Annotated in this window: 5 protein-coding genes; all 5 read right to left on the bottom strand. The window is 73.2% G+C overall.

What is annotated here, in order from left to right; translation table 11 throughout:
• Positions 1 to 9: 9 nt before the first annotated feature.
• Positions 10 to 8,094 carry an amino acid adenylation domain-containing protein gene (locus ACFWYS_RS04720; protein ID WP_384763292.1) on the bottom strand — a complete coding sequence of 2,695 codons (8,085 nt, stop codon included), beginning with the start codon at positions 8,092 to 8,094 and terminating at the stop codon, positions 10 to 12.
• A 213-nt stretch (positions 8,095 to 8,307) separates the two neighbouring features.
• Positions 8,308 to 10,449, bottom strand: a complete 2,142-nt coding sequence (locus ACFWYS_RS04715; protein ID WP_384763290.1) for an ABC transporter ATP-binding protein — start codon at positions 10,447 to 10,449, stop codon at positions 8,308 to 8,310.
• A gap of 294 nt (positions 10,450 to 10,743) precedes the next feature.
• Positions 10,744 to 11,721 carry a ParB N-terminal domain-containing protein gene (locus tag ACFWYS_RS04710; RefSeq protein WP_384763287.1) on the bottom strand — a complete coding sequence of 326 codons (978 nt, stop codon included), beginning with the start codon at positions 11,719 to 11,721 and terminating at the stop codon, positions 10,744 to 10,746.
• Between the two features lie 252 nt (positions 11,722 to 11,973).
• Positions 11,974 to 13,251 (bottom strand): sensor histidine kinase, encoded by a 1,278-nt coding sequence (locus ACFWYS_RS04705; protein WP_384763284.1) that lies wholly within the window; start codon positions 13,249 to 13,251, stop codon positions 11,974 to 11,976.
• A 6-nt stretch (positions 13,252 to 13,257) separates the two neighbouring features.
• Complete coding sequence (locus ACFWYS_RS04700) at positions 13,258 to 13,911, bottom strand: response regulator transcription factor (RefSeq protein ID WP_272116098.1); 654 nt, start codon at positions 13,909 to 13,911, stop codon at positions 13,258 to 13,260.
• Positions 13,912 to 14,100 lie beyond the last annotated feature (189 nt).

Here is a 14,100-nt window from a genome sequence, read left to right as displayed (position 1 = left end):
TGGGAGCCTTCACAGTGACCGTCCTCCTTCGAGTCCTTCGACTCCTTCAAGTCCTTCGAGGCCGTCGCGTTCTGCGACTGGGTTGCGTTCTGCGAGACCCGCGTGTCCTTCGAGGCCGTGCAGCCCGTTCGGTGGCTCCGACAGCGTCGGGGGCCCGGTCAGTCGGGCGGCGATCGCCTCGAACTCCTCGACCTCGTCCTGTGCGAGGTCGACGAGTGTGAAGTCGGACGGGGTGTGTCCGCCCGCGGTGGGGTCGGTGGTGTGGCCGGCCAGGGCGGTGAGCAGGTCCAGCCAGGTGCGGCCGAGCCGGTCGGCCGTCGTATCGGCGAGGACCGCGGTGGGCCAGGTGAGCATGAGGGTGAGCTCGGGGCCGTCGGGGGTGTCGCGGACGGCCGCCGCGGCTTCGACGATGTGTGCCGCGGGCAGGTCGGGGGCGGCCGAGCCGCCGATCGGTGTCCGTCCCGCCAGCTGCCAGGGGGCCACGGCTCCCGTGCTGGGGGCAGTGGCGAAGCGACCCAGGTAGTTGAAGCCCACCTGGGGGCTGGGCAGCGCGGCCAGGATGGGGGCGGTCTCGGGGCCGAGATGGCGCAGCAGACCGTAGCCGAGTCCGTCGCCCGGTATCGCCCGCGCCTGCTCCTTGACGGTCTTCAGGAGTGCGCCGACGGCGGGGCCGCCGGCCAGGGCGTCGGCGAGATCGACGCGGGCGAGATCGAGGCGTACGGGGTGGACGCTGGTGAACCAGCCCACGGTGCGCAGCAGGTCCGCGCCGCCGAGGGAGTGGCGTCCGTGGCCTTCGACGTCGACGAGGACTACGCCGGTGTCGTCTCCGGAGTGCTGTGCGGGGCTTGCGGTCGCGCCCTCGCTCGTGTCGGCGGGGCGTCTGCGGACCAGGCGGACCGCGCCCGCCAGGGTCGACAGGAGCACCTCGTGGACGCCGCAGTGGAAGAGGAGGGGCGTCTCGCCGACCAGGGAGCGGGCCTGTGGTGCGGGTACCGTCCAGGTCGCGCGGCGCACGGTGGCGGCCGTGTCCCGGAGCGGGTCCAGGTTCCGCCTGCCCAAGGGGGGTTCCGCGTGGGCCACCACGGCGCCCCAGTCCTCCAGTTCGGCGGCGCGTTCCGGGTCGCTCGCCTGGCCGGCGAGCAGGCTGGCCCAGCGTCGGAACGACGTTCCGACCGGGTCGAGGGCGGGTTCGCGGCCGGCCGCGGCGGCCTCGCAGGCCGCCCGCAGATCGGGCACGAGGATCCGCCAGGACACTCCGTCGACGGCCAAGTGGTGCAGGGCCAGGACGAGTCGGCCGGTGCGCGCGGGCCCGGCGTCCAGCCACACCGCCCGCACCATCACGCCGGACGACGGATCCAGGCCGCCTGCCGCCTCGCGGGCGGCCCGGTCGGCGGCCTCGTCCAGGTCGGGTTCGGGGACCTGGGTCGCGTCGGTGACCGTGATCAGTTCGGCGGGGTCCACCGTGCCCCTGTCGCGCACGACGAGGCGCGTCGCCGGGCCGGTTCCTTCCGTCCGGGCGCGCAGCATGTCGTGGGTGTCGAGCAGGGCGCGCAGGCCCGCCGTGAGCGTCTCGGTGCCCAGTCGGGCCGGTGCGCCGAGGGTCACCCACTGGGCGAAGGCGCCGCCGGTGACCCGCTCGCCGAGGGCCCGCATCACCGGGGTCCACGGGACCTCGCCCACGCCGATGTCCCAGGCGGGCTCCGTGCCGGTGCCGAGGAGGGCGACGGGTGCGAGGTCCGCCGCCGTCGGGCGCTCGAAGACGTCCTGCGCGGTGAAGGACACCCCGGCTCCGCGCGCACGGCCGACCAGTTGCATGGAGGTGATGGAGTCGCCGCCGAGGCGGAAGAAGTTGTCGTCGGCGCCGACCCGTTCCAGGCCAAGCACCTCGGCGAACAGGGTGCAGAGGAGCTCCTCCGCCGCGCCCTCGGGAGCCCGTCCCACGGCGCGTTCGGCGAAGTCGGGGGCGGGCAGGGCCGGGAGGTCGGTCTTGCCGTTCGGGGTGACCGGCAAGGTGTCCAGCACCATGACCGCCGTCGGCACCATGTGCGCGGGCAGGATGCCGGCGACGGCCTCCCGGACCGACTCGCCGTCCAGGAGCCGCCGTTGGGGCGTCGCGGTGGCGGCGCCGTCCGCGGCCGGGGTGACGTAGCCGACCAGGCGCCGTTCGCCCCTGCCGTCCCGGCGCAGTGTCACCACCGCGCGGCCGACCCGGGGGTGTGCGGCGAGGGCCGCCTCGATCTCACCGGGTTCCACGCGGAAGCCGCGCACCTTGACCTGTGCGTCGGCGCGTCCCTCGTAGACGAGGTCTCCGGTCCTGGTGCGGCGCACGAGGTCGCCGGTGCGGTACATGCGCTCGCCGGGTGCGAACGGGCAGGCCACGAACCGCTGGGCGGTCAGGCCGGGCCGGTGCAGGTAGCCGCGGGCCAGACCCGCGCCGGCGAGATACAGCTCGCCGACCGTGTCGGGGCCCACCGGGTGCAGGAAGCCGTCCAGCACATGCGCGGCGGTGCGGTCGATCGGACGGCCCGTGGTGGGGCGGTCCTCGGCGTGCAGCGGGCGGCTCACCGTCGATGTGACCGCCGCTTCGGTGACGCCGTACTCGCTGTGCACGGCGCGGCCACTGACGGTCCAGCGGCGACGCAGGTCGTCGGGCGCGGTCTCGCCGCCGATGATCAGCACGCGCAGTGCGGGCAGGTGCCGGGGCGGGAGTTGCGCGAGCATCGTCGGAGTCATCGCCGCGTGGGTGACGCCGGCGGCGCGCATCAGGCGGACGAGGTCCTCTCCGCTCGCGTGCCGCCGTACGGGCGGGGCGAGCACGAGGCGTCCGCCAGCGCACAGCACCGGCCAGATGTCCGCCATCGACACGTCGAAGCTGGGCGAGACGAGTTGCAGGACCCTGCCGGACGCGTCCAGTGCGTAGCGCCGCGCGTGGTCGGTGACGAGGTTGCGCAGGGCGCCGTGCGGGACGAGGACGCCCTTGGGGGTTCCGGTCGAACCGGACGTGTGGATGGCGTAGGCGGCGTGCGCGGCCCGCAGCGGCGTGCGACGGTCCCGGTCGGTGACGGGTCCGCCGTCGTACCCGGCGATCTGCCGGGCCGTGGCGGGATCGTCCACGACCACGACATGGCCGGCGTTTTCCGGTGGTACGGCGTCGCATGTCGCGCGCGTGCACACCACGACCGGCGGGGCGACGTCGTCGAGCATCAGGCGCAGCCGCGCCGGGGGGTGGCCGGGGTCGAGCGGTACGTGGACGCCGCCCGCCAGTGACACGGCCAGCAGCGCCACGACCTGCTCGACGGAGCGGTCTGCCAGCACGGCGACCCGGCGCTCCGGCCCTACGCCCTCGCCGATGAGGTACCGGGCGAGGCGGGCCGACCCGGCGGCCAGTTCGGCGTAGGTGACGGTCCGTCCGTCCGCCTCCAGGGCCACGTCGGTGGCCGCTTCGACGGACCGGCGTGTGAAGGCGTCGGGCACGAGGACGTCGTCGTGGGTGCCGGACGGGCCGGTCTCCGCAGCGGCACGAGCGCGCGCGACGGCGAGTGCGCGCTCGCCGGTGCCGAGCACGGACACCCGCCCCAGCGGCTGCGCCGGGTCGGCCGTCATCTGCTCCAGGACCCGGGTGAGCCAGCGGACCAGTTCGGCGACGCGTTCGGGCGCGATGACGTCCGGGCGGCCGACGAGGTGTCCGCGCAACCGCTCGTCGGGTACGACGATCAGCGCCAGCGGGTAGTGGCCGCGGTCCTCCGGCTCCCCGACGGGCCGCATGCTGAGCGCGGGCCCATCGGCGGCGGGCGCGGCCTGCGCCTCGGGCAGGTTCTCGAACACGACGAGGGTGTCGAAGACCGCACCGTCGCCGGCGGTCCCGCGGATCTCCTTCAGGCCCAGGTGCTGATGCGGCATCAGGGCGGCGTGACGTTTGTGCAGTTCGGTCAGCAGCGCGGCGACCGGCCGGTCCGGCGCCAGGGCGGCGCGCACGGGCAGGGTGTTGATGAACGGCCCGACGATCGACTCGATACCCGGCAGATCGGCATGCCGGCCGGCCACCGTCGTACCGAAGACGACGTCCGTGCGCCCCACGAGCCGGGCGAGGACGAGGGCCCACGCGGCCTGCACCACGGTGTTGACCGTCACACCGTTGTCCCGCGCCAACCTGCCGACCGCGTACGTGAGTTCGTCACCGAACTCGAACCGCACCGGACGCGGCACGACCGGCGCTCGCACCTCCTCCTCGGGCACCACCAGCGTGGGCTCCCCGGCCCCCGCGAGCGCCGACTGCCACGCGCGGTGTGCCGACTCCCGGTCCTGCCGGGCCAGCCAGGCCAGGTAGTCGCGGTAGGAGGACGTGGCGGGCAGCGTCCGCCCGTCGCCGCCGGCGGCGTACACCTCGGCCAGCTCGCCGAAGACGACCGCCATCGACCAGCCGTCGAGGAGGGTGTGATGGCTGGTGATGACCAGGCGGTGACGGTGTTCGCCGAGCCGGATCAGGAGCAGCCGCAGCAGCGGGGGCGTCGCGAGGCCGAACCGTTCGGCCTTCTCGGCCTCGGCGAGCCGTGCGGCCTCGGCTGCGGCCGCGGGGGCCGGCAACTCCGATACGTCGGCGCCGCGCCAGGGCAGCGGCACGTCCCGCGCGATGACCAGCACCTGCTCGCCGGAGGCACGCCGTCCGAAGGAGGCGCGCAGTACGGCGTGGCGGTCGATGAGGGTCTTCCACGAGGCGCGCAGTCGCGCCACGTCCAGGGGTCCGTCGAGGGCCAGGACGCGCTGGCTGGCGTACACGTCGGGGCTGTCGTGGTCGAACGTCGCGTGGAAGAGCATGCCTTGCTGGAGCGGGGAGAGCGGCCAGACGTCGACGAGTCCGGGGTGTTCGGCGCCCAGCCGGGCGAGTTCGTCCGGGGTCAGGTCCGTCACGAGGGGCTCGGTGTCCGCGGCGCCTGGGGTGCCGGTCTCGTCGGGGCCGGTCGGCCGGGCCGCTTCGGTGAATGTGGCCACGGCCGCCAGGGCCGCCGGGGTCTCGTTCTCGAACACGTCCTGCGCGGTGCACAGCACGCCCGCTCGGCGTGCCTGCGCGGCCAGTTGCATCGCCATGATCGAGTCGCCGCCCAGCTTGAAGAAGCTGTCGTCGGCGCCGACCTCGTTCAGCTGCAGTACGGCTGCGAACAGCTCGCACAACGCCGCCTCGGCCGGTGTCCGGGGGGCACGCCCGGTGACCTTGCCCGCGAAGTCCGGTGCGGGCAGGGCCGCGCGGTCGACCTTGCCGTTGCGGGTGACGGGCAGCGTGTCCAGGGCGCACACCGCCGCCGGCACCATGGGTTCGGGCAGCAGTCCGGCCACGTGGGCGCGCACGGCGTCGGGTTCCACGCCGTCCGGGCCGGCGGGGACGACGTATCCGACGAGACGGCGTTCACCCGGGGTGTCCTCCCGGACGGTGACCACGGCCTGGGCCACCGACGGATGCGCGGCGAGGGCCGCCTCCACCTCGCCCGGCTCCACCCGGAACCCACGGATCTTCACCTGGGCGTCCACGCGGCCGACGAAGAGCAGCGCACCCTCATCCGTCCACCGCACCAGGTCGCCCGTCCGGTACATGCGCTCACCCGGGACGAACGGGCACGCGACGAACCGCTCCGCCGAGAGGCCGGGTTGCGCCCAGTACCCGAGCGCGAGGCCGGCCCCGGCGACGTACAACTCACCGACCAGGCCGTGCTCCACGGGCCGCAGGAAGGCGTCGAGCACGAAGGTGTGCCGCCCGGGCAGGGCGCGCCCCATCGGCAGCACGGGGGCTGTCGTCCCGCCCGGCCGGATCAGGTGCCAGGTCGCGCAGAGGGTGGCCTCGGTCGGGCCGTACAGATGGCGGACGGTCACCTCGGGGCAGGCCTCGCGCACCCGGGCGACCGAGGTGGCGGGCACCACGTCTCCGCCGGTCAGCACCTCGCGCAGGCCGGTGAGGCTGTCCGGTTCCTGGTCCGCGAGGACCCGGAAGGTGCCCGCCGTCAGATGCAGCCGGGTGACGCCCGCGGCCACATGTGCGCGCACGCGCTGTGCGTCGACGGGCCCCGGTTCGGCGACGACCACCCGGGCGCCCGCGGCGAGCGGGACCCACACCTCGTACAGGGAGGCGTCGAAGGCGTGCGGTGCGTGCATCAGCACCGTGTCGTCGGGGCCCACCCGCCACTCGCGCTCGCCGGCCAGCGCGGCCACGGCGGTGTGCGGGACGGCCACGCCCTTCGGGGCGCCCGTCGAGCCCGAGGTGTACATCACGTAGGCCACGTCGTGCGGACCGGCCGGGGTGCAGGGGGCATCGGCGCCGTCACCGGCGGCCGGCTCCCCCTTCCTGCCCGGGCCGTCGAGCATCACCACCCGGGCACCGCTCTCCGGCACCGTCGCACGCGTCGTCCCGGCGCACACCACCACGGACGGGGCGCAGTCGAAGAGGACCCGCGCCACCCGCTCGGCCGGATGGCCGGGGTCCACGGGGACGTAGGCGGCCCCGGTCCGCCACACCCCGAGCAGCGCCACCACCAGGTCCGCGGACCGCTCCAGCACCACCGCGACCCGGTCGCCACGGCCCACGCCCGCGCCCACCAGACGCCGGGCGACCTGCCCGGCCCGCCGCCACATCTCGCCGTACGTCACAGAGCCGGTGCCATCGGTGAGCGCCACCGCGTCGGGGCGGCGCAGCGCCTGACCGGCGATCAGCTCCGGCAGCAGGGGTGTCCGGGCCGGCTCGGGCGGCGCGGCGGCGACCGAGGCGGGGCCTGCGGCGGTGCCGGGACGAACGCCGGTGGCGGCGTCGATCCTGCCGATCGGCGCGGCCGGGTCCGCCAGCAGGCGTTCCAGGAAGTGCACCAGGGAGCGGTGGCTGCCCCGCACCCAGTCCTGGTCGTACTGCGCGGGGTTGGCCTCCAGGGAGACGGCCATGCCCCGGTCGTCCGACCAGCCGCTCACCACCACGCTCAGCTCCTCGACGCGGCGGTTCGACAGGTCCCGGACGATGCCCCGGCAGTCGCCGAAGCGGAGGTTCGCCCCGAGGGGCAGGATGTTGACGAAGGGGCCGAAGTGCCAGCGGCCGCCGTCCGGCCAGGACAGTTCGCGGCGCAGTCGCTCGCCGCGATACCGCTGGTGCCTGAGCAGACCGGCGGTTTCGGGCCCGGCCGCGCGGGCCAGGTCGTCGAGGCTCATGGCCGGGGTGGCGCGCAGCCGGAAGGGCAGGACGTTCGCCATGGTGCACGGGGTGCGCCGCGCAAGTCCCGTGAGGCGGGCGGCGACCGGCAGGCTCAGTACGGCCTCGTCGGCGCCCGTCATCCGGCAGCCGAACGCCCCGACGGCGGCGACGACCAGCCGGGGCCAGCTCACCTTGGCGCGGGCCGCGGTCTCGTGCAGGGCGCGCACTGAGGGCGGCGGAAGGTGGCCCGTGGCCAGTACGGCGCCGTCGGGAGCGGTGGGGCGGTGGCCCGGGATGGCGGTGAGCTCGGGCCGGTCGCCGAAGTGGTCGTGCCAGTAGCGGCGGTCCCGCACGTACTCCTCGGAGCCGCGGTAGGCCGACTCCTGCTCCAGCAGCTCCCGCAGCGGCGCGTGGCCCGCGGGGCGGGGCGGGTCCGCGTGGAGGGCCGCCGTGTACAGCTCGGCGACGCGGCGGGCCATCAGCGAGCAGCCGAAGCCGTCCATCAGCAGATGGTTGTAGCGCTGGTACCACACGTGCCGGTCGGGCCCGAGGGTGAGCAGGGCGTACGCGAACAGGCCGCCGTCGGCGGACCTTGCCGTCCGGTGCAGCTCCGCGCCCATCCATGCCTCGGCCGCGGCCCACGGGTCGTCGTGACCGGTGAGGTCGACCGCCGTCAGGCTGAACTGCGCTGCCGGGACGACGAGTTGGGATACGCCTCCACCGGGTTCCTCCACGAACCGCACATGCAGGATCTCCGTCTCTTCGACAGTCAGGCGCAGCGCGTTCTCGAAGGCTCCGGTGTCCAGCGGCCCGAGGATCTCGACGTGCTGGCCGATGGTGTAGAAGCCGCGCGAGCTCTCGATGCGCTGGGCCAGCCAGATCCCCTCCTGGCTCTCGGACAGGGGCAGGGTGGAATCCGCTTCGCTGCTCATCGCTCTCCCTTCAGCGGGCGCGGCGGTGCGTGTCTGGTGGGTGTGCGTGGACCGACGGCGTCCCGTCGGCCCGGTGGCGCTCGGCCGGCGGTTTGCCGGCGCCCCGAAGGGTCGTGGGGCTGTGTCAAAGTGCGGCTTCGCCGCGCGGGCGCGACCAGCCACGACGGTGCCGCAGACGATCGACGACTCAACGCGGCACTTCGCGCGGAGCGCTCAGGGCTCGTCCGGCTCACCGCGGCGGCGCACCTTGTACTCGCCGCCTCCCGGTGGCATGCCGCCGCCGAGTGAGAGGCCGTCGCCCCCGGCCATCTGCCCCGCACCGGGCATCGGCCCCGTGCCGAGCATCGGACCGCCGCCCAGGACCGGGCCGTCCCCGAGGGACATGACCTGTGGCCGCGCGTGGAACCCGTTGTGTCCTTCGGGGCCTTCGACCCCGGGCTGCGGTCCCGCGCCGTTGGCGTCGGCGGCCGGCCGGTCGAACTGGGTGCGGTACAGCTCCGCGTACAGTTCCCCGGCCGCCAGGAGCTCCTCGTGCGTGCCGCGTTCGCGAATCCGGCCCCCGTCGATGACGAGGATCTGGTCGGCCTCGCGGATCGTGGACAGGCGGTGCGCGATGACCAGGGAGGTCCGGTCACGCAGGGCGGTGGTCAGCGCCCGCTGCACAGCCGCCTCCGACTCGGAGTCCAGATGGGCGGTGGCCTCGTCGAGGATGACGACGGACGGGGCCTTGAGTATGAGCCTGGCCAGGGCGAGCCGTTGCTTCTCGCCGCCCGACAGACGGTAGCCGCGGTCGCCGACGACGGTGTCGAGGCCGCTGGGCAGCGAGCGGATCAACTCCCCTATCCGGGCCGCGTCACAGGCCTGCATGAGATCGCGTTCGGTGGCCTCGGGACGGGCGTACGACAGGTTCGCGCGGATGGTGTCGTGGTAGAAGTGCGCGTCCTGGGTGACCACGCCGACGGTGTCGCGCAGTGAGTCGAGGGTGACGTCGCGCAGGTCGTGGCCGTCCATGCGGACGCTGCCGGAGGTGGGGTCGTAGAGGCGGGACACCAGGTGCGTCATGGAAGTCTTGCCGCCGCCCGACGGCCCGACGAGTGCGGTGAGCTGCCCGGACGGCAGCTCGAAGGACAGCTCGTGCAGCACCTGCGGGTTCTTCCTCGAACGGTCCCCCGGGGACTGCGTGTTGGCTTCCAGTGAGGCCAGGGAGACCTCGCCGGCGCTCGGGTAGCGGAAGGACACCTGGTCGAACTCGATGCGCGGGGCGGGGCCGGTCCCCGGCGACGGCAGGGGGGTGGCGGCGGGCTTCTCCTCGATGAGCGGCTTGAGGTCGAGGAGTTCGAAGAGGCGGTCGAAGCTGACCAGTGCGGTCAGGGCGTTCGCCTGCATGCCCGACAACTGGGTGATGGGGCCGTACAGCCGGCCGAGGAGTACCGCGAGGGCGACCAGGGTGCCGATCCGGAACACGTCGTCCAGCACGAGGGCGCCGCCGGCTCCGTACACCAGCGCCGTCGCGAGCGCGGCGAGCAGGCCCATGGAGATGAACGACAGCCGGCTGAACACGGTCCACTTCACACCGACGTCGCGCACCTTGCCGGCGCGTGCCGAGAAGGCGGCGGCCTCCGCCTTCGGACGGCCGTACAGCTTGGCGAGCATCGCGCCGCTCACGTTGAACCGCTCCTGGACGACGCCGGCCAACTCGGCGTTGGACTGCATCTGTTCCCTGGAGTAGCGCTGGAGGCGCCGGCCGACGTAGATGCCCGGCACGACGAAGAGCGGGAGCAGGGCCACGGCGATCAGGCTGATGAGCCAGGACAGGTAGAACATCTCGGCGAGGACCAGCAGGACGGTCAGCACACCGGTCGCCGAGGTCAGCAGCAGCCCCAGGGCCTGCTGGGCCAGCATGACGTCCGCGTTGAGCCTGCTGGTGAGCAGCCCGGTCTGGGTGCGGGTGAAGAACGCCATGGGCTGACGCTGGACGTGGGTGAAGGTCTGGACGCGCAGATCGTGGCTGACCCCCTGGCCGATACGGCCGGAGAAATAGCTCTGCCCGAGCTGCATCACCGCGTCGACCACGGCGAGTCCGGCCGCGGTGAGGGCCAGGGCGATGACGAGCCCCAGGTCGTCCTTGAGGATTCCCTCGTCGATGATCTCCTTCAGCAGCAGCGGCGTCGCCACGATGGCGAGCGAGTCGACCGCGGTGGTGAGCAGCAGGAAGAGCAGGGAGCGCCGGTGCGGCCGCATATAGGTCAGTGCGCGGCGCAGCGTGCCGGGCCGCAGGGACTGCCTCTTGTGCGCGGTGTCGGACGAGTTCGGGTCTCCGACGGTGATTCCACCAGGACCTTGGCTGATTAACACGCGACGGAAACCTCCTGGGATATGTAATTCCATCGGCTTCACACGTATCGGGACACTACCGTTCTGCATTTTCGCCGACCAGGCCCGCCGGTGGGCAATTCAAGGGCTGGGCAGGAAACAGAAAAAGGGCATGCCCAAGCACCCGGAACTGGGGTGTCCCGGGTGCGTGAACTCTCCGGAAAGAGCCGGTTAAAAGGGTCGGGGCCGGGCCGTGAAGGTTTTACCGTCAGGGCCACGCTGCACGGCTCCACTGTCCGACCGTGCGAATTGGGCAGTTGGACGCCCATGCCGTTGCTATGCCGTCTCGGCGACCTTCCGCTGTACCCGCTCCGCGAACTCCGCCCACATCTCCGCGCATTCCTTGGCGAGATGGGCGACGACGCCGCCGCAGTGCGGCGGGACCCGGTCGACGATCCGCTCCCACTCCTCCGTGTCGAGGGTGTGCAGGTTCAGCAGCCGCAGCAGGGTGCGTCCGGTGTCGCTGAACCGCAGCGCCGGGTCCGCCTTCAGCCGTTCCACGAGCGCGGCCCGGTCCTGGGCCGAGGCGCGCGCGGACACGCCGACGGGCGCGAGTGGCGCACGGTTCGCGTCCTCCCCTCGCTGCGACTGCCTTCGGCCCTGCGGCTGCGGGTCCTCTCCGCGCATCATGCGGTTGCGTACGTCGCGGACGGTCTCGGGCGAGATGCAAGCGGCCCGGGCCACCTGACGCAGCGACAGGCTCGGGTTCTCGGCGATGATCTCGCTGGCCAGCCTGCGGCCCTCGGCGCCGCTGACCGGACGCACCCGGCCGTCCTGGCCGATCCTGCTCGTGCGCTGCGCCCCGTCGTCCTGCGCCCGCCGGCGGATGTCGGCCACCGTGCCCGGCGCGATGCCGGTGACGGAGGCGATCATGCGATCCGACCACTGCGGATGCGTGCTGATGATCCGGCCCGCGGCGCGTTTGCGGTCCGCCGTCGTCAGCGGCAGTCCGTGGGCGATGTTGGACTCCACGGCCAGCACGAAGGCGTCGGCGGCGTCGCCGTCGAAGAATCTGGCCGCGATCTTGCTCTGGCCGCGGGACTGCGCGGCGCGTACTCGGTGCACCCCGTCGATGACCCGCATCGTCGGGCGGTGCACGGTGATCGGGGGCAGCGGTGTCTGTACCGCCGCCAGGGCTTCCACATGTGCCTGATCGGCTCCGGAGAGCCTTGGCGAGTCGCCCGTGGACAAAGAACTGATCTCGACTTCGACGACGATGAGCTGATCAATGCGCGGGTGGCCAGGTATAGCCAACTCAATTCCCCCTAGCGACTCGGCCCCGCTCCTCGCACATACGGAGGGAACCCGTCATTCCCGCCGTCGCAGGCCACGCCGAATCCGTGGCAGAACGTTTCACCGAGTCTCTGAATCCTGCTCGTGCCCATTGCCACTTACCGGTTCGCAAGGCGACCTTAACAACGACTTTCCGGGCTTGGACACCCCTACCCACCCCTACGGGGCCATTCCCGTCCGCCCCCTACCGGGGTGATTACCGTCCGGTCGTCGTCACGCCCGGGCGAGGGCGGGGGCCGTGGTGTCCTTCCGTACCGGGAAGGCGACTTCGACGACCAGTCCGCCGCCCGGTCGTGCGCGGGCGGTGAGCACGGCGTCGTGGGCGGTGGCGATGGTGCGGACGATGGACAGACCCAGCCCGTGATGGCCCCCGCCGGCGGTGCGGCCCAGCCGCTGGAAGGGCTCGAAGAGCCGCTCGACCTGGTCCGGCGGGACCTCGGGCCCCGTGTTGGCGACCCGCACCACCGCGTGCCGGCCCCTGGTGACCGTGGTGATCTGCACATGTCCGCCGGGGACGTTGTAGTCCACGGCGTTGTCGACGAGGTTGGCCACCAGCCGCTGCACGAGTGCGGCATCACCGGTCACGGGGGCGGGCGCCGTCCTGATCCGCACGTCGAGGTCGCGCTGTTCGGCGTCGGGGCGCGGGATGCCGACCGCCTGCTCGGCTGCGTCGGCGAGGTCGACGGCCTCCCGGCGATCGAGGCCGCGCTCACTGCTGGACAGGGTGAGCAGCGACTCCAGCAGACGCGCCTGCTGCTGACTGCTCGCCAGCAGGCGCTCCATGTTCGAGCGGTACGACTCCACGGTGGCGTCGCGGTCCATGAGCGACTCCTCCACCAGCGCATGCTCCAGGGTCAGCGGTGTGCGCAGCTCGTGCGCGGCGTTGGCGACGAAGCGCCGGTGGGAGTCGAGGGCGACCTCCAGGCGGCCGAGGAGCCCGTCGACGGTGTCGGCGAGGTCCTTCAGCTCGTCGGCGGGCCCGACCACGGCGAGGCGCTCGTGCACATTGCGCGCGGAGATACGGCGGATGGTGCCGGTCATCGTGCGCAGCGGACGCAGCACCCGCCCGGCCACCAGCCAGCCGAGCACGATCGAGATCACCGCCATGATGGCGAGCGCGATGGCCGCCTGCACCAGCAGGTTCTCCAGCCCCTCCTGGTGCTGGCGGTAGGCGTGTTCCCGCAGGTTCCCCATGCCGGCGTCCAGGTTGGGCGGGGCGCCGTCCGTCAGGCCGACGGAGGCGCCGGAGTCGGGGCCGCGGGTCAGCCGGGACACGTCGCCGCCCTCCCTGCCGACGATGACGTTCGACGAGGCGTGTGTGACGAGCAGGTAGGTGATGGCGAGCAGCACCGCACCGGAGACGACGAAGAGCACGCCGTACAGCAGGGTGAGGCGCATCCTGACCCGGCGGGGCGTCAGCCGGCGTACGGCGGCGGCGAGGAGGCGGGCGGCGCCGGCGAGCGGCGGGGCGGTGGGCTTGGGACGTCGCATGGTGCCTCAGATCCGGTAGCCGCCGCGGGGGACGGTCTCGATCAGCGGCGGTTCGCCGAGCTTGGGGCGCAGCCGGTTGATGGTCGCCTTGACGGTGGTGGTGAACGGGTCGGTGGCCTCGTCCCACACCCGTTCCAGCAGTTCCTCCGCCGACACCACCCTCCCCTGGGCCGCGAGCAGGTACTCCAGGACGGCGAGTTCCTTCGGGGTGAGCGCGAGACGCCGTGCGGCGCGGGTCGCGATCCGTCGGGCCGGGTCGAGGCGCAGATCGCCGTGGACGAGGACCGGCGGCACGGCCGGCTGGGAGCGGCGGCCCAGCGCGCGGATGCGGGCGACGAGTTCGGCGTAGGCGAAGGGCTTGGGCAGGTAGTCGTCCGCGCCGAGGCTCAGGCCCTCGACCCGGTCGGCGATGGTGCTGGACGCGGTCAGCATCAGCACCCGGGCGTGCACGGGCTGGTCGGCGAGCCGGCTGCACACCTCGTCGCCGTGTACGCCGGGCAGGTCCCGGTCGAGGACGACGACGTCGTAGTCGACGACCGACGTGCGCTCCAGCGCGTCCGCGCCGTCGTAGGTGACGTCCACCGCCATGCCCTCGCGGCGCAGCACCCGCGCCACGGACTGGGCGAGTTCGGCGTGGTCCTCGACCACCAGCACCCTCATCGACACTCCTCGCGTCCGGCCGGGCCCGGCGGCCCCCCTCAGGGCCTGTGAACAGACTCTGATCACGCCGCACGAGACTGCCCGATCCCCCGTCACGCACCGGTCACAACCCGCCGGGCGCAGATCGCAGCGTACCGGCGCGAACCGCCCGTCCACAGGCCCGGATCAGGGCAGATCGATCCCCGGCCG

Source organism: Streptomyces sp. NPDC059010 (genome assembly GCF_042740355.1).
Classification (GTDB): domain Bacteria; phylum Actinomycetota; class Actinomycetes; order Streptomycetales; family Streptomycetaceae; genus Streptomyces.
Note: the sequence above shows the minus strand (reverse complement) of the source record. Positions and strands in the feature narration are given on the sequence as shown.

What these genes read in the sequence shown, in the direction of transcription:
- ACFWYS_RS04700 (WP_272116098.1), bottom strand. Translation starts at nt 13,911, where the DNA reads ATGAGGGTGCTGGTGGTCGAGGACCACGCCGAACTCGCCCAGTCCGTG.
- ACFWYS_RS04720 (WP_384763292.1), bottom strand. Translation starts at nt 8,094, where the DNA reads ATGAGCAGCGAAGCGGATTCCACCCTGCCCCTGTCCGAGAGCCAGGAG.
- ACFWYS_RS04705 (WP_384763284.1), bottom strand. Translation starts at nt 13,251, where the DNA reads ATGCGACGTCCCAAGCCCACCGCCCCGCCGCTCGCCGGCGCCGCCCGC.